Origin of the sequence: Acinetobacter courvalinii (assembly GCF_014635545.1) — a bacterium.
Classification (GTDB): domain Bacteria; phylum Pseudomonadota; class Gammaproteobacteria; order Pseudomonadales; family Moraxellaceae; genus Acinetobacter; species Acinetobacter courvalinii.
In genome coordinates this window covers 28,327-46,522 of record NZ_BMDA01000005.1, presented here as the reverse complement: position 1 = coordinate 46,522, position 18,196 = coordinate 28,327, and the positions used below count along the sequence as shown (strand labels likewise).

Here is an 18,196-nt window from a genome sequence, read left to right as displayed (position 1 = left end):
CAATGCTTGTGCTTGGTATGTTTAGAGAGATTTCCCTAAAAATAATTATCCAAATAAGACATTGTGCTGCTAATTTTTTCAAAACAAAGCGAATTAGTCAACACAAATTATCACTATTTGATAATTTTTAATTTTAATCTAAAATAATGACGCTGATATTTCAGAATTTTCTCAACAACGGCCTCTATTTCCTGATCGAAGCTGAGCAAATTTAAAATCCCATACCCCACTTAAGCCTTTTCTGTTATAAAGCAATAAAAGTTCGGTTTTCACGTTATTTGGCAAGGAGTAGACAACGCATCATGGCAATTTCGAGTTTTGGTAAAATTCTCACCGTACTGGATTTATTTTCAGTTTCACGTCCGATTATCAATGTCGATATCATTTGTGATGAGCTTGGTCTTTCTAAACCCACTGCCTATCGTTATTTAAAAGAACTGGTCTCGGCCGATATACTCAAGCGCATTAGTGGTACCTCGGGTGACTATACCCTTGGCTCTAAAATTGCAGTACTTGACTATATTTCGCATAGTACTGATCCTCTGGTTCAGATCAGTATTCCGTTTATGCGCGATATTGTGGAACGCACCGAATTGTGTTGTTTACTCACCTATTTAAATCATGATTACTGTATCGATCTGCATCATGAGACCTTTAAGGATGCAGAATTACTGTCTTTTGGCCGGGGATGTCCACGTCCGGTGTATATTGGCGCTTCACCTAAAATCGTGATCGCTCATTTATCCAAGCAACGGATTCAGGCCTATTATCAGCAGTTTTCAAAAGAATTGGCACAAGTCGGATTTGCGCAAACCCAGGAAGAGTTCATTCAACATATGCGCAAAATCAAGAAACAAGGCTTCTATTTATCTCAAGGTGAAATTGATCCTCAACTGTGTAGTTTGTCGGTACCTATCCGTTTCTCCAGTAAAGAAGCACCGATTGCACTGACCCTGGTGGCCTCGAAGAACCGTTTTGACTTCATCAACATCCAAAAGTTGATTGAGATTTTGCAAAATAATGCCCATCAGATTGAACATAAATTTGTAAGCTTGTCTGAGAGCCACGGCCAGCCAGTTTGAGAATATTAAAAAACTTTTACATTTTACACGGTTGTAAATAGCAATAAATTCTCATATGATGATTATGTTCTTCAGCATACTCTCCCAAAAGAGCATGACTTTCCTCAGAGAACTAAGCTCATCGTTGTTATGGGCTTTTTTCTTGCCTGATGTATGTTTATGCCATAAAAAAAGCCTTCTTGTTTGAAGGCTTTTACAGTTAAAAGTATATTAACATATGATTTTTTGAATCAGCTTGGCTTCTACCAACATCGTCTCAGTCTGATCAGCTGCAATAGATATCAGGTGCTTTCCATTTGAATAAAGAACTGTATCCTCAGTATTCAAGTTATAACTCAATACACCTCGTTTAAGTACTTTTTGCTCTCCTGTGCTTGAATACAGGACCAGCTCCCAACTACGTGGAATAACGCCAGCAAATTTCTCTCCAGCATTTTGATTTTGCTGCACTGCCTTTTGTGCCTTAATCAAATTTCCTTCCACAAACAGTTCTTCTTCTGATTTCTGTCTCGATTTCGCAGGGTTACTACCTGAGGTTGATTTCAAGGATTCACCTGTATAGCGCTGGGTAAAGAAATCCAACCAGCCAAATACTGCCCGAATAATTTTAAATGGCGCAGATACAATATCTTTTAAAGAATTGCCACGATAGTGTTGATTCTTATAAGGTCGCTTTAAAAAATGTAGCTGTCCCTTCGCATCTATTTTTGGTTTGTAGCAATCATAACGAGGGTCGGCAATAATTGTTTCCAGATCACCTGTTTGCAGATTCAAACGACACACTTCCCGAGGCCCGATACTGACACTTCCTTGCTGATCATAGGCAAAACCACAACTATCGTAATAAATAATGTCTGGATTTTGTGGATCAAAACATGGGTGCTGATCCTGACAATCACCTTCTGTAACATATTGAATCCGATTAGAATCTAAACCTAAAATACAAAGATGACGTTCATAGGCATGCTCTGGACTAGCTGATAAAACTAGCCTTTTATTCTGCGCATCGTAATCCATGTGATGAATAATAAATTCATTATTCCTTAATATTAATGCTTCGGGTTGCTGTAGATCCAAGAGTGATTTGATGTAAATCGCACAGCCATCCTGCAATTGTGCTGCATAAATTAAATGCTGCTCATCTATTAAAACCGCATCAACAGGATAAACATGCGCCAACTCTTCTTGCTCGCTATAATTCGCGACACCCATGAATTGTGCCCCCGTTCCCGAGGTTTTCCATTGCTTGCGCTGCCTGATTTCTTGCAAATTTTTCTTGTACTGACTGACCGCATGACAATCAATCGTGTGGGATTTTTGGCCTTGCAATTGATGTAAGAATTGGTCAGATAAATATAATACTGATGACATTGATGTATTCCCAACTTATCGTTTTAAGCACTCACGCTTGTCCAATCAAGCATCGTGAGTGCAGTTATTCTCTAATTTTTTTTTAAATTTGCGCCGGCTAGGTGGACTTAGCTTCTAAGGCTGTTTTAAATACGGCCACGCAGCTTTCATGTAAATAAACATCGACCATAAGGTTAAGATGACAGCAGCATAGAGCAAGGCATAGGCCCAGATCTCCAAAGGTTTCCAGTTCAACAGGAATACGCTGATCGCAATCATTTGAAAGGCGGTTTTGTATTTTCCGACCGTTGAAACCGCAACACTGGTACGCGCACCAAGTTCCGCCATCCATTCACGTAAGGCAGATACGGTAATCTCCCGAGAAATAATCACGATCGCAGCAAAGGCCATGGAAATGGTCGGTTGCCATTGCACCAGAACGATCAGAGCCGCTGCAACCATTAACTTGTCAGCAACCGGATCCAGAAAGCGTCCAAAGGCCGAGGTCTGATTCAGGGTTCGTGCCAGATAGCCATCAAACCAGTCGGTTATAGCTGCCAGAACAAAGATCGCCGTCAGTACCATATGACGCACCATGCCCCCATGATGCTCAGCAATTCCAATTGCTGGTGGCCAGTAAGCAATCACCAGAAACACGGGAATCAGGGCAATACGTGCCAAGGTTAAGATATTAGGAATGTTCAGGATTTGCCCTGTGCTCATAAACACCGCCATGTTGTTCGCATCAAATGCAGTTTGCACAAAGGATGTGCTGAGATTGTATTCATGTGTAGGCAACTTTATACGAAATGCACCGCAGTGTCGACTAGGCAAAAACCGCAACTGTTTGTCTAAGCACCGCAATTAAACGGTTTTCACGGTTCCACAGATAAGCATATTCGGTGGAATAACCATGTTCTGCATACTCGGTCACAACTTTATACTTAAACCAGTCTTGCACCTGCTCCGCCACCGGATGTAAATAGGTAATCTGCCAAGATAAAGAACTTGCCGGTGCAGGTATTTTAAACATCGGCAACACCCCCGGCGGCCACACGTCCATCAAGGTAAACAGATCAGGGAGCTGCATGGCACGGTTCTGGTGCAAATCGGGTGAAAAACGGCTCCATCCACCAAAATCAGGCACTTTACTGCCAGCCATTGGATAACTGCCTTCAGCCCAGCACAGTTCAAAATGCTGTAAACATTCAGGCATTAAGCCTTCAATATAAAAGGTTTTATCGAGTTGCTCTGGCGTTGGATAATCAGGCACCTGTGGCAAGTTTTCAACATGAATCCGGGACTCGCGCGCTGAACCAAAGCTGGCGATCAAGATCGTTTGTACAGCCTCGTTCTGCCATAACCTCACTTCCAGCGTAGTCACCGACTTGCCTTCACGTAAGACTTCCGCGGTAATATTGGCTTGTCCTTGCTGTACCGGGCCCACAAACGTGATATTACAGCTCAGCAGTTGTTTTGCTGCATCTTGTACAATACTTAAAGCTTTCTGGATCAGAATGCCTGCGACCAGTCCTCCAAACACGGTACGGCCTTGCAGCCAGCCTGACGGGATATCAATCCACTGTTGTTGTTCAACCTGCTGATAGAGCGGAAGCAATGACATCATTTTTCCTTCATGTTCAAAACGTCCTATCTTTGAACGTTTTTCGTGATTTGTGAATGATCATTGACACAGTCTGAACAGGACGATTAAGTCAATTGGCCCTTTTATTCATGCAAGATTTTATAAATTGTTCGCGCCAGCACTTCACCCAAACCAGGAACAAGCATCAAGTCTTTTTCGGAAGCTTTTAATACCCCTTGAATACCACCAAAATGGGTGAGCAGATCGCGTCTACGTTTTGGCCCCAAGCCAGGAATTGCTTCCAGAACTGAACTGCTGCGACGTTTATCGCGCTTGGCACGATGTTTAGTAATGGCAAAACGATGGGCTTCATCGCGGACCTGCTGAATCAGATGCAAGGCTTTATGATCTTCGGGCAATTGAATCTTGGTGCCATCAGTAAAATGTAGCGTTTCCAGTCCAGGTTTACGTCCTTCCCCTTTAGACACCCCAATCATAAAGGCATCCAGCTGCAGCTCCTGCATCACCTCCATCGCCATATGCAACTGCCCTTTACCGCCGTCAATCAATAGCAAGTCTGGCAGCATATTCTTTTTATAACGACGGATCAGCGCTTGACGCATGGCGGCATAATCATCACCACCGGTAATATCCTGAATGGCAAACTGGCGATAATCACGTTTTCTGGCACCGCCCTGATCGAACACCACACAAGAAGCAATCGGTGCTTCGCCCATGGTATGACTGATATCAAAACATTCAATCCGGTCAATCGGGCGGCCAACCACCTGTTCTAGCTGATGAAAACGCTCATTCAGTTCCAGATGACTACTCAACTTACCTTTAATCGCATGCTGGACATTCATTTGCGCCAGCTCAAGCCATTCCGCCCGGGTTTCACGTACTTTATGCTTGATCTGGACCTTTTTATGAAAGCTTTGCTGTAACGCCTCTTCCAGTTGAACCTTGTCAGGAATGTCGATATTCACAATCAGTTCAGACGGCACTTCATCAGCCACCTGAAAATAAAAATTCGCTATAAAATCACTGAGCATCTGCCCCAGATCATCACTCAGCATATCCGGGAAATAACTTTTACCGCCCAGCATCCGTCCATTACGTACATGCATGATCTGGACACAAGTCACCCCTGCCTGATAGGCAATCGCCAGAATATCGGCCTCGCCCTTAATTTTAAATACTGCTTGCTGGGCCTGAACTTCACGCAATAAGCCCAAACGATCGCGATAGAACACGGCTTTCTCAAATTCCAGCGCTTCTGCCGCCTGCTCCATTTTGCTGATCAGTTCCTGATTCAGTTCTTTGGTATCGCCTTGCAAGAAGCGGATCGAGTTATCGACATCTTCTTTATAATCTTCGGGGCTAATCAGACCCACACACGGCGCAGTACATCGTTTAATCTGGTATTGCAGACACGGGCGTTTGCGTTGTGAAAAATAGCTGTTTTCACACTGACGTACATTAAATAATTTTTGTAAAACCAGTAAGGTATCTCTGGCACTATAGGCACTGGGATAAGGCCCAAAGAACTTGCCAATCTGGTGCTTGCCCTTGCCTCGCCCACTGGCAATCCGAGGATAAGGTTTATCCGCAGACACAAAGATATAGACATAAGACTTATCATCCCGCAGCATAATATTGTAGGGCGGACGATGCAGTTTAATCAGGTTTTGTTCGAGTAATAATGCTTCCGTTTCCGAGCGCACCACCAGCGACTCAATATCATAAATACGGGCCACCAAAGCCTGTGTTTTCGGATGATCAATAGTTTTTACAAAATAGCTCGAGACACGGTTTTTCAGGTTTTTGGCTTTGCCCACATATAGCAGTTCGCCGTCCTTACCCAGCATTTTATAAACACCGGGTAATTGGGTCATATGCGCCAATATTTTTTCAATGTGTTCTCGAGCGTTTGAATTCACTAGTCAGCTTTAATCATCAGTATTATCTTGATGATGTAGCCTGCCTAAATCAATTTCAAGTCAATTGAGCTGAAATCTATCAATTGAATAACTCAAATTACATTGATGATTAAAGAACCTTGCCTAATACTTTGTCCACGCTCTTAAATGCAGACTCGTTAAATAAATCACAGGCCAGTTCATTTGTGGAAGGAACTACTTGAACTTCTCTTGTAGTATGGTAAAAACCCCAATATTCACGAGCCTGATGACGGATCCGTGTATTCGCTAAATTAAACTCTGTGCTGGGTTGAAATGCTGTCCATGCTGCATTTTGCCAGATTCCCTGATTTTGGACATTACTACTCGTGCTGACGTGCGCAAGATTTTGTGTCGGATAAGATTCAATATAATCTTGCGTACTCAACTGAACTTGTTTCTGCCAACATGTTGCACCTGAGGGGAATTTATCTTGACTAGCAAATAATAAAGCTTGAAGAATTTCCAGTGTTGCATCATTTATCAGAGTTGATGCTGTCGCTTGGCTTAAAAAGTATCGCACGGCGTCCGAAACTTGTAAGCCAGATAAGTCAATCTTCTTAAGCTGATAAGTGAGCTTAAATGTTGTTCTCTGTTCTAAATTATAAGGTTCATATTCTAAAACACGATCATTAAATATTGCTTTACGACCCACCATATAAGCTCCCGCTGTATTTTGTGGCGGAAATATTGTTGAGATACCATTGCTTGTTATAAAGTTTCGAAGAGCTTCCGTTTGTAATACAGGTTTTTCATTGTAAGCAATTAAAAGATCATTATTTTTATCGATCTGATAGCTTTTTTTTATCAGTTTGTTTGATTGATTTGCGGCTGCAAGATCATAACTGTAAAAAGCGTTATTCTTTGGATCAACAGTTCCATAATGATCATCATTTTCTTCACTACAAGCCACTAGGCTTAAAAAACTTAACCCAATCAACAATTGTTTTTTCATTATATTTTCTCATGGTTTTAAATATTGAATTTTATCCAAGTCATACTATTCCGTACAACTAAAAAATTATTTCCATTCAAAAAACAAGTTTATCTAGCTCATCTGAAGCAAAAAATTATTAAACTATGCATTATCATGTCCTTGCTGTAATAGCTTGCAGAAAACATCTTTATCTTTAGGTGAAATCAGAATATGACTTATCACACCATTTTCTGATAATCAATGCGTAAACGATCCAAAGATAAGGCAGCAGATGAAATGATGTTATGACTTTCTGAGATTTTGGTAATGTCTGACCTGTTGATCTGCCACTTAAATAACATTGAATGAATCACTAAGTGCTGTTCTGTCACGATATAGCGCGTATTTAGAATCGGCCACCACAACAATGCAATAGTAAAAAAATAAATTACTGCATGTTCAGGATATTCCTGCATCGTTCTCTTGATATACATGGTCCACAAAAATTGCAGCAATAAGCCTGAGGTTGCGATCACGATACCCCAAAATCACCAGTCGATTTTGGAACGGAATACTTGCATATGAGCTTCCAAATAATATTGATGGATTCAAAATATCTTATCGCAATCCCCCATAAAAAAACGCCCTTACGGGCGTTGATTTAATTCGAACTTAAAAGACATAAGGACGAATAAAAATCAGGAAGAACAAACCTAGCATAATGAACCATTTCAAGAAGTAGTACAGTGAACGATTCGACTTCTTCAAGGCTTTGGCTTTAATACGGATCTGGTAAATATAACCAAATGCCTTATTTAAACCACCTGTCTGGTCACCTGCTTCATTGGGTGAACTCGCCGCCGTCATCACCTTTTTCCCAAACCAGTGATTAAACTTTTCCATAAAACGTGTTTTTAATGGACGTTCAACATCAGCAAAGAAAATGATACGGTTTTGATCCGTGGTATTTTCAGCATAGTGGATATAGGTTTCATCAAACACCACACTTTCACCATCACGCCAAGAATAACGTTCACCATCTACATCAATAAAGCAACGGTCATCATTTGGTGTGATCAAACCCAAATGGTAACGCAATGAACCTGCATATGGATCACGGTGACGTACCAGACGGCTATCTGGCGCAAGTTCAGTAAACATCGCCGCTTTAATGGTTGGTAATGTTTTTAATAAAGCGGTTGTTTTTGGGCAAAGCTCGGCTGCTGATGGATGTGCAGAGTCATACCATTTCAAATAAAAACGTTTCCAGCCGGTTTTAAAGAACGAGTTAAAGCCCAAGTCATCGTAAGTACTTGATGCTTTAATCCCGCCTTTGTCATACAAGGCTTTGGCTTCATCACGAATCATTTCCCAGTTTTCATCAAGGATTTTTAGATCCTTAAAATGCTGGGTGTCGATATACGGCTGATTCGGCACTTTGGAAAACATGTACATTAAAAAGTTAATCGGCGCAAGAATCGTCGAATGGTCAAAAAACTGACGATAAAACGAATGTTTCACTTTCCCACGACGCTGGATATACAATGCAGAAATGATAAAAATCGCTAATATGATCCACTTAATCATATAGTTACCCCTTCTCGGTTTAACTAAGCTAGCTTCAAAGCTTGGGAGTGTCTGGAAAAATTTTAGCAATATTAACAAAAGCTACTGAAATAGAGAAATATAAAAAGCAAGGGAGGTGCCTTGCTTTTTATTAAAACATTTGAAAATTATAGTTTCGCTATTGTTTGTGCTGCAATATCGTTATACCACGAACAACCTTTTTCCAACTCAGAAACATAAGCTTTTTGATTATAATAGTTATATGAGTCTGTTTCTTTATTGAGGGTGGCCAAACGTTTTTGCTGCTCAGTAATCATATTACTCAGATGAGTATCTTCAAAATGATTCATTTTACCTATAACAAGTTCACCTTTAAAATTAATGAGGACTGCCCCAAAAACGACTCCATAAGCATCATATTCACGATAATAACGCCAGGTATAGTCATTCCATTTTCCTGTCGAAATCTTATAAGTATGCCCTGCTTCTTTCACAGCTGCTTTGAAATCTGCTTCGACCAAGGACAAGACCTCATCATAATTATCACCAGTCATACCTTCTTTAGAAAAAGTAATATATGGCTTATCAACAATCTCATCTTGGACTTGATAACAATAAGATCCCTGAGGAAAATATAAGGGTACTGTTCTTTGATAAGCTTGACCGACTGTTTGCGCCTCAAACCCACTAGCCCCCCATTGATCAAAAATAACTTTATAACCAGGGTAAAAGCGATCAAAAACATTTTCACCAGAGATATTTATCTTCTTAAACGTATGGTAATAGCCTGTTTTAGGAGCATCACTAAAATAAAATTTTAAGGGTGTAATTGCTTTCGTATCTGAGTCAACCCAAGTGTTTGTAAAAAGTTGATCTGCCGTCAACAAAAACTCATCTTCACTTAACGGTGTATAGTAGGTTGTTCCTTTAATCACATTATCAACATACGCATATTTTTGCGCAGATAAAGTTTCAGGATCTACATGATACAAATCTACTGTAACTTTTTCCTGAATGGGTACAGTTGTATTATTGTCACTCTTTGGACCGGAATCATTTCCTGAACTACCACCTCCTCCACATGCGCTCAACATCAATGGAAGCATTGCCAATACAACAATTTTAATTTTTAACATAATTTTACGTTCTTAAACATTTTTATCACATGAAGCTTATCTAAAGATAAAAAAATAGACAAGTCTTTCTGTCCAGTGTTTATAAAATGTCCTATTTTGTTTAATAAAAATGCTTGTTTGATATTTCCAATCTTTAGATTAAAGTCAAAATTTATAGAGTTAGTTCCCCATCCATAGGACTGATTCATAGCATTAAAAACAGTTGAATATTTAAAGAACGCAGGCATTTCGACACGATAAATAAAGCCTCATAAAAGCCATAGTAGATACCAACAAGAATACTTAAAAATTATTTTTTTTCAAATAGATAAATTCAAACATAGAGCAACAAAAACAAATGGTGACCCTAGCGTCACGGCTTGATACAACTTGTTATGTCCTTTTTGGATATAGTTATCGTAAGATTAGCGAAGCTTTTTTATGTGCTCAAACTGCACATATGCTTTATGACATCCACTTAGAATCCTCCACAACAAGGGAGATCAGGCATGATCCACGCTGGCAATGCCATTACCGTCCAAATGCTTGCGGACGGAATTGCAGAATTCCGCTTTGACTTACAAGGTGAGTCGGTTAATAAGTTTAACCGTGCAACCATCGAAGACTTCCAAGCAGCAATTGCTGCAGTGAAAGCCAATAACGATATTAAAGGCTTAGTCGTAACTTCTGGCAAATCAACCTTCATCGTTGGTGCTGACATTACTGAGTTTGGCGATAACTTCGCTGCTGGTGAGCAAGCGATTGTTGATTGGCTTATGCCTGTACATGAAATCTTCAATAGCTTTGAAGACTTAGATCTACCTAAAGTTGCTGCAATCAATGGTACAGCGCTAGGTGGCGGTTTTGAAATGTGCTTGGTGTGTGACTACCGTGTGATGTCAGAACAAGCGCAAGTCGGCTTACCAGAAATCAAATTGGGTATTTATCCTGGTTTCGGTGGTAGCGTACGTTTAAGCCGTTTAATCGGTATCGACAATGCCGTTGAATGGATGGCAATGGCGAACCCGAAAAAACCAGCTGCTGCATTGAAAGACGGTGCTGTAGACGCGGTTGTTGCTGCTGACAAATTACAAGAAGCTGCGGTTGATTTAGTTAAACAAGCCATTGCGGGCCGTTTAAACTGGAAAGCAAAGCGTCAAGAAAAATTAGACGCAATCAAATTGAACCCACTTGAACAAATGATGGCGTTCAATACGGCGAAAGGTGCGGTACTTGCGAAAGCAAACCCGGCTCAATACCCTGCGCCAAAATTATTGCTTGATTCTTTACAAGCAGGCGCAAGCTCAACCCGTGATGATGCATTAAAAGCAGAAGCACAAGGTTTTGCAAAAGCAGCAATTACGCCACAGGCAGGCGCATTGATCGGTTTATTCATCAATGACCAAGTGGTGAAGAAAACTGCGAAAAAATATGAAAAAGGTGCTCATCCAGTGAACCAAGCCGCTGTTCTAGGCGCTGGTATCATGGGTGGTGGTATTGCTTACCAAGCGGCAAGCAAAAGCACACCAATCATCATGAAAGACATTGGTAACCCACAACTTGCATTGGGTATGAAAGAAGCGAATGGCTTGCTGACCAAGCAAGTTGAGCGCAAGAAAATGAAACCTGCGCAAATGGGTGAAACACTGGCTCGCATCCGTCCAACTTTAAGCTATGACGAGTTTAAAGAAGTGGATATCGTGATCGAAGCGGTGACTGAAAATCCTAAAGTTAAAGAAATCGTGCTTGCTGATACTGAAAAGCATGTTCGTGAAAACACGATTATCGCGTCTAACACCTCAACGATTTCAATCACACGTTTGGCGAAAGCATTACAACGTCCTGAAAACTTTGTGGGTATGCACTTCTTCAACCCGGTACACATGATGCCACTGGTAGAAGTCATTCGTGGTGAGAAAACATCTGATGAAGCGATTGCAACCACCGTTGTTCTTGCTCAGAAAATGGGTAAAACACCAATCGTTGTTAACGACTGCCCAGGTTTCTTGGTTAACCGTGTATTGTTCCCTTACTTTGGTGCATTTGACCTGCTTGTAAAAGACGGTGCGGATTTCCAGCAAGTGGACAATGTGATGGCGAAATTCGGCTGGCCGATGGGCCCTGCATACCTGATCGACGTTGTCGGTATCGATACAGGTGTTCATGGCGCAGAAGTGATGGCAGAAGGTTTCCCTGACCGTATGAAGCCAGACTACAAAGGTTCAATCGAAGCAATGTACGAAGCAAAACGTCTTGGTCAAAAGAACGACGTTGGTTTCTACAAATACGTGTTAGATAAGAAAGGCAAGAAAGCGAAAACTGTTGATCCAACAGCATACGACATCATTGCACCATTCGTGACTGGTGAAAAACGTGAGTTTGATAACCAGGAAATCATTGACCGTATGATGCTTGCTTTCTGTAACGAAACTGTTCGTTGCCTAGAAGACAAGATCGTTGCAACTGCTTCTGAAGCAGACATGGCAATGATTATGGGTGTTGGTTTCCCTCCATTCCGCGGTGGTCCATGTCGTTACATCGACCAAACAGGTGTTGCTGAATACGTTGCGCTTTGCGACAAATATGCACACTTAGGTAAAGCTTATGAAGCGCCACAAATGTTGCGTGACATGGCTGCTAACAACACAAAATTCTACGGTTAAGGAGCGACGTGAATGGCTACTTTAAATCCACGTGACGTTGTGATTGTTGATGGCGTTCGTTCTGCCATGGGCAAATCACGTAACGGTATGTTCCGCAATGTACGTGCCGACAGTTTATCTGCTGAATTAGTACGTGCACTTGTTGCTCGTAACCAGTTTGATACCAACGAAGTTGAAGATGTAATCTGGGGCTGTGTAAACCAGACTTTAGAGCAAGGTATGAACATTGCTCGTAATATTGGTTTGTTGGCTGATATTCCAAAAACTGCTGGCGGTCAAACAGTAAACCGTCTTTGTGGTTCTTCTATGCAAGCAATCCACACGGCTGCAGCTCAAATTGCAACCAACCAAGGTGATGTGTTCATCATCGGTGGTGTAGAGCACATGGGCCACGTCGGTATGATGCACGGCATCGACCTTAACCCAGAAGCATCTAAACACTATGCCAAAGCATCGAACATGATGGGCTTAACCGCTGAAATGTTAGGTCGTATGAACGGTATCTCTCGTGAAGAGCAAGATACGTTTGGTGTTGAATCTCACCGTCGTGCATGGGCTGCAACTCAAGAAGGTCGCTTCAAAAACGAAATCGTCGGTGTTGAAGGTCATGATGCAAATGGCTTCAAAATCCTTTGCGACATCGATGAAGTGATTCGTCCTGATGCGAATCTTGAAGCATTCCAAGCATTGAAACCAGTGTTTGATCCTAAAGGTGGTTCAGTAACAGCAGCAACTTCTTCTGCTCTTTCTGACGGCGCATCTGCAATGTTGCTTATGTCTGCTGAACGTGCTCAAGCATTGGGTTTAAAACCACGTGCCGTGATTCGTTCAATGGCAATTGCAGGTTGTGACGCTGCGATCATGGGTTATGGTCCAGTACCAGCAACGCAAAAAGCGCTTAAGCGTGCTGGTTTAACCATGGCGGATATCCAAACCATCGAGTTAAACGAAGCATTTGCTGCTCAAGGCTTATCAGTCATGAAAGGCCTAGGTGTTTATGACAAACAAGACATCATCAACTTGAATGGTGGTGCGATTGCATTGGGTCACCCATTGGGCTGTTCTGGTGCGCGTATCACTACAACCTTGTTGAACGTGATGGAACAACAAGATACACAAATCGGTCTGGCGACCATGTGTATCGGTCTTGGTCAAGGTATCGCGACCATTATCGAACGTGTTTAATCGACACTAAGATAAAATAAAATCCCCACACTTTGTGGGGATTTCTTTATCTCATAAATTTGTTTCGCAAATTATTTGCATCTATTAAAATATCTATTTCATTTAAAAATTCATGATATTTCTTAAAGTACCATTCAAAATTTTTATCTGTTTCATTTATTTTATAATAATAAATAATTTTTGATAAGCTTTCTAAATCAGTAAGTCTATATTCCTCACCTAATGGTTGATAAGGGCTAATAAGAATATCTTCAACAAACAAATTCTTATATTTTTCGTGAATTATTTCACATGGGAATCCATAACCAAATTTTCGAGAAAAAGCAAATCCTTCAATCTTATCATTAATAAAATTTTCAAAAAAATTATTTAAATTTTTATTTATTTCAATTTTCACCTCCATATTATTTTCAACTTTATTTAAATCACAAATTTCTTTCCATTTTTTATTATCATTAAACAACTTACTACTTTTTTTATTAGTTAAAGCAATTAAACGTACTCTACTATTCGAATATTCGTAAACAGATAACCCACAATCCTTCAAATCTCTAGACATCATCTTAAAAACTTCTACTATGCTAGATATGCTATCTACACCAACAACTCTTTTCTCATTTAACCTTAAATCTTCAACAGTTTTACTCTCTAAAAAATAATCATCATAAAAATAAACCTCACCCAACTGAATCATTTGATTAAAACTCATTCTATCTTTTTTAAAATCTATTACATAGTCTAACCATTTTCTACATCCAATACTAAAACTCCAATTGTATTTTTTATTTTTTACTAAAACTTTTATAATAGAAATTTCGGGGCTATCAAATTCACAAAGATATAAATTCAAATGGTTAAATATATTTTCTCTAATCACAGCTAGAAAATCATTTTTCCAATAGTCTCTATTTACTTGCAAAACTTCTTTTGCTTGATACCCATAACAATCTAAATCATATTGTATACCAACAAGTAAGCTCCTTAATAATCTATGAATTCCATACCTATAATCAAATTTAGCTAATTGTCTTTTGAATTTTGCGTTAACTGAATTAGATTGATCTAAGGAAAACTTAAACCTAAAAGAAATATCTTTCTTTCTATCCCACAAATAATTATTTTCTTCGTAAATTTTTTCAGAATTTACAAATGGGGTATCAGATATTTTTTTTATTATTTCTCCTAACAAAATATTTTTCCATTTATTCTCTAAATAACTTAAATTCCAATAATCTGTTACATCCTTAAATCCATGTACTTTTATATTTTTAAAAAAATCATATTTATAATTTATTTTTAAAGATGTGCCTGTATCCTTTCTCATAAGATCATAGGAAATTTTTGTTATAAAACAATATCCTTTCTTTTCTCCTAATGGAGAATACATATCTATATTTAAAGTTTCATTACTTATATAACTATTGGTAGAAAACGATATTTTATTATCATTATCAGGCAAATTTTTCAATAATAGAAATGCACTATGTAATCCTATACCAAATTCACCTGATGGTCTCATCCAATATGGCATTTCCTTAATTATTTTTTTCTTTATTTCATTTTTATTTGAACCTGCCATACTCTTCATGTAATTCAAATCATGTAAAGATATACCTATTCCATTATCATTAATTGACAATTCCCAAATACTATTTAAAGTATTCTCTATCTGATATTTTTTTTCTAATCTTACTGAAATTGGATATTTTTTTAATAATTTAAAAAATTCTTCATGATAAGGGTGTAATGTAGTTAAAAGTTCTTGATCTTCTTCTAACCAAATTCTCAGCATAGTTGCATCAATAGCATTTTGCATTAGTTCACGATAAATACTTAGATCACTATTATATAAATTTGCTCCTTGTAATAGTTCCATTCCATTTTTTTCATCTATAGTAAATTTCATTGGCTTGTTATTTAACAAAATTTTTTCTTTTCTTACTCCTTTTTCATATTTGACTTCCATTTTAACTTCAAGTTGCTCAATTGTAGGAAGCGAACCAAATTTTAAACTTGGTACAATTAAATTCCACTGGGACATCTGATTTTGAAATTCTTCACGTATCCAGCCAAACCAGTTTTGAGTTTCGACATAAGACATTTCATCGGGACACTCAGCGACAAGTTTTACCGTTCGCTTATCGAGCTGAAACTCACGTAATGATAAATGCTTATCATGATGATGTTTACTTACAGAGGGCATATTACTGACGTGCTTAGCCATGACAGGACAAAAACGATTATCATCAAGGTCAAATAGATCACCTAAGCGAAGTAAACACCCTATAAATCTTGGATGACAATCTTCTGTACCCAATCCAGTTTGTTTATAAGGAATTGTATCCATCAAGGTATCGAAATTCATCCCATGAGAAACACAAATTTGCCCTAAATAACGATAAATCCGATTAGGTAAAAGTTCAGTTCTTGGTGAGGTAATTCCTAAATCTTTAAAAGGATCTTCTACAATTTTACCAACACGCTTGTCATGCCCACGTCTAAACCACTCAGCAACTAATTGACGGTATTGTTCTATACCATCAAAGGGATGATCGACAGTACCTATTGCTGATAACCAGTTTTTCTCCACATAAGCTTGGCAAAATTTTTGAAGATCATGCCCTTTTTCATTTGCGATGGTTTGAATCATAAAGTTGAAATCAGGATTTGAATGTACTTCCTTGGCATTTTTTGCATCAACTAACATTCCAACATCATGCCAATACGCAGCTTCAAGAATTAACCATGTATCAGTAGCACTAAGTAAATCAATATCATCACCTAAAATACGCTCAATGTTCACTAAAATTTGCTGTGAATGTGATGCATTATGATTGCTAAAATGTGGGTAAAAGCCCCCAATATTTTCTAAAGCTTTACCTACTAACTTTTGATCAAATTCCCACTGCGAAAGTAAAATTTTTACATTATCATCAGCTTCACATTTCTTCTTTAAGTGTGCAATTAATCTAGTGCTCATATCATTGTTTTTAAAAACTATTAATAATTATTATCATACATTAAATTCCATTATTATGATTAGAATAATGCCAATAAAAAAAACCCGCACTATGCGGGGATTTTTTATTGCTAAGATCAAATTTTTAACGTGGCAGTAAAGGGTTCGATGGCGGATTTAATCCATCTCGAATCTGTTGCTGCAATTTCAAAATATCACCTAGATCGATTTTAATCGTGCCATTGCGGATGCCGTCAATATTACCGCGGTTAATATTCAAAGGCTCCAGCATTTTAAAAAGACCATTGGTCGGATCTGAAGACTGAAAACCTGATGCCACAGCCAATATGTACTGCTGCAAAATCGGAGAATATTGGGACAGATCCGGCTGTGCTGTCGTAGGCTGATAATTCACAGTAGTCGGACTTGCAGTCACACCTGCATTCTGTATGTCATTGTGAATTTTATAGACACGATGCTGCAGTGCTTGGCGAGTTTGCTTATCTTCTTGATAAGGCACGAAACCAACTTCTTCACGCAGCTCGGATTCAGCCATGACCCGAATTGTCGGTAATGCCGTCACCTCACCCTCTTGCGCGTAAGCGATTGGCGTACCTGTAACAATCAACAGGGAGATCAAAGCTGCTTGTTTTTGAAAATTCATCGTTTGCTCCAAATATCCCTCATCCATAAGAAAATAGTGAGTTAAATAAAAGCAGATATAAATAGGCTACAGCAAAGTCAGAATGGATTCAGTAAGGGTCAGATAAACGGTAAATTTCAATTTAAATCCGCCCTGCTTCATCCAAAATAAAAACCTATTTAAATTATTAAAAAATAATAATGATAACTATTTACTTAAATACATTATTTATCCATAATTTTACAAAAATTTACTCAACCTCCTAAAGTACACATGAAAAAATTACTCTGTTGTTTGGCAATTGGTCTTTCTGTCACAGGCTGCGCAACCACTAAAATCTCTCCAGAAGAGCGAAATAAACTCAATCAAACCCAAACGCTGATCAAAACAAATCAGGTTGCCGTTATCTCGGATGGATGTTTAATTCGAAGTGAGTTAGGCACCAGTCTGATTGAAGGTGAACAGTCTCGCTTAACTGCCCAGAAATTTGCTGCCCTGCTCTCCAGCCAGCTCAATGAACAAGGTGTAACAGTCAGTCATACTTTCATGCCTTTTGTGTGTGGTCTTATGCCTGAAGAGCAACTGAAGAAATATGACTATCGCCTAGATAGTGAAACTAAACGTGCTGAAATTAAAAATTATCCACTTGTTTCTTTAGAAAACAAAACCTTGTCAGAGCAACAGCAGCAAGCTTTGCTCAATCTTAATCAAAGCTTTAATAAACAGGTGGCATTGGCTCTTAAAAATGCCAAAGAAAAAAAACCGGTGAGTAATCTGCTTGAACTAAGCGATCAAGACGTTGCGGTAATTAAAGATTTAACCCAATCCAATTACGCATTTATTGCATCAGTGACAGGTACGGATGCGTCTTTTGGTAAGAAATTTGCCGCCGGCGCTTTAAGTGTAGGCGTTACCCTTGCAACCGTCGGTGCTGGTAGCGGTCTGGTAACAGCCTATATTCCACAGGAAGGGCAACAGTATGTGGTACACATTGTTGATTTAAACAATAAAACCATTATGTGGACAAAAGCGGGGTTACTGATGGGCAAACCTTACTCCAAGAAAAATCACTCTGTTGAAGCGAAAGCAATCTTGAATCCACTCTTCGAAGTCGCAAGTAAATAAAATTTTAAAAGAAATCCTCATCAACTGTGAGGATTTCTTTAGCTCT

At 39.1% G+C, this 18,196-nt stretch carries 13 protein-coding genes and 1 pseudogene; 4 read left to right on the top strand and 10 right to left on the bottom strand.

Annotated features, from left to right (window positions below; translation table 11 throughout):
• The first annotated feature begins 302 nt into the window (after positions 1-302).
• Positions 303-1,082: an IclR family transcriptional regulator gene (locus tag IEV39_RS15280; RefSeq protein WP_005280904.1), complete on the top strand. Its 780-nt coding sequence runs from the start codon at positions 303-305 to the stop codon at positions 1,080-1,082.
• A gap of 210 nt (positions 1,083-1,292) precedes the next feature.
• Here the strand turns inward: IEV39_RS15280 and IEV39_RS15275 are convergent, their stop codons facing one another.
• The 8 genes and pseudogenes from IEV39_RS15275 to IEV39_RS15240 form a co-directional block, all read right to left on the bottom strand.
• A complete protein-coding gene (locus IEV39_RS15275; protein WP_005280907.1) occupies positions 1,293-2,453 on the bottom strand; it encodes a hypothetical protein in 1,161 nt (386 codons plus the stop codon).
• 114 nt (positions 2,454-2,567) lie between these two features.
• The gene (gene pgsA / locus IEV39_RS15270) at positions 2,568-3,155 is read right to left on the bottom strand and encodes a CDP-diacylglycerol--glycerol-3-phosphate 3-phosphatidyltransferase (protein ID WP_104021904.1); all 588 of its coding nucleotides are present in this window, start codon (positions 3,153-3,155) and stop codon (positions 2,568-2,570) included.
• Positions 3,156-3,258: 103 nt separating this feature from the next.
• A complete protein-coding gene (locus IEV39_RS15265; RefSeq protein ID WP_005280910.1) occupies positions 3,259-4,056 on the bottom strand; it encodes a thioesterase family protein in 798 nt (265 codons plus the stop codon).
• A 104-nt stretch (positions 4,057-4,160) separates the two neighbouring features.
• A complete protein-coding gene (uvrC, locus tag IEV39_RS15260) occupies positions 4,161-5,960 on the bottom strand; it encodes an excinuclease ABC subunit UvrC (protein ID WP_032883116.1) in 1,800 nt (599 codons plus the stop codon).
• 109 nt (positions 5,961-6,069) lie between these two features.
• On the bottom strand, positions 6,070-6,933 hold the full coding sequence (locus tag IEV39_RS15255; protein WP_005280915.1) for a hypothetical protein: 864 nt from the start codon (positions 6,931-6,933) through the stop codon (positions 6,070-6,072).
• Between the two features lie 123 nt (positions 6,934-7,056).
• A pseudogene (locus tag IEV39_RS15250) lies at positions 7,057-7,433 on the bottom strand (PH domain-containing protein).
• A gap of 133 nt (positions 7,434-7,566) precedes the next feature.
• Positions 7,567-8,481, bottom strand: coding sequence for a lipid A hydroxylase LpxO (gene lpxO / locus IEV39_RS15245; RefSeq protein ID WP_005280919.1), 915 nt, complete (start codon positions 8,479-8,481; stop codon positions 7,567-7,569).
• Positions 8,482-8,627: 146 nt separating this feature from the next.
• Positions 8,628-9,596 (bottom strand): hypothetical protein, encoded by a 969-nt coding sequence (locus tag IEV39_RS15240; protein ID WP_005280923.1) that lies wholly within the window; start codon positions 9,594-9,596, stop codon positions 8,628-8,630.
• 488 nt (positions 9,597-10,084) lie between these two features.
• On the opposite strand from IEV39_RS15240, the gene fadB reads away from it, so the two are divergent.
• Positions 10,085-12,238 (top strand): fatty acid oxidation complex subunit alpha FadB, encoded by a 2,154-nt coding sequence (gene fadB, locus IEV39_RS15235; RefSeq protein WP_005280925.1) that lies wholly within the window; start codon positions 10,085-10,087, stop codon positions 12,236-12,238.
• Between the two features lie 12 nt (positions 12,239-12,250).
• On the top strand, positions 12,251-13,423 hold the full coding sequence (gene fadA, locus IEV39_RS15230) for an acetyl-CoA C-acyltransferase FadA (protein WP_005280927.1): 1,173 nt from the start codon (positions 12,251-12,253) through the stop codon (positions 13,421-13,423).
• A 46-nt stretch (positions 13,424-13,469) separates the two neighbouring features.
• On the opposite strand, the gene IEV39_RS15225 is transcribed toward fadA, so the two are convergent.
• Together IEV39_RS15225 and IEV39_RS15220 are read right to left on the bottom strand one after the other, a co-directional pair.
• Entirely contained in the window at positions 13,470-16,403 is a 2,934-nt protein-coding gene (locus IEV39_RS15225; protein ID WP_005280930.1) for an HD domain-containing protein, read from the bottom strand.
• A gap of 124 nt (positions 16,404-16,527) precedes the next feature.
• Positions 16,528-17,046 (bottom strand): hypothetical protein, encoded by a 519-nt coding sequence (locus IEV39_RS15220; protein WP_005280933.1) that lies wholly within the window; start codon positions 17,044-17,046, stop codon positions 16,528-16,530.
• A 252-nt stretch (positions 17,047-17,298) separates the two neighbouring features.
• Between IEV39_RS15220 and IEV39_RS15215 the strand changes: the two genes are divergently transcribed.
• Positions 17,299-18,150, top strand: a complete 852-nt coding sequence (locus tag IEV39_RS15215; RefSeq protein ID WP_005280935.1) for a hypothetical protein — start codon at positions 17,299-17,301, stop codon at positions 18,148-18,150.
• Positions 18,151-18,196: the final 46 nt, after the last annotated feature.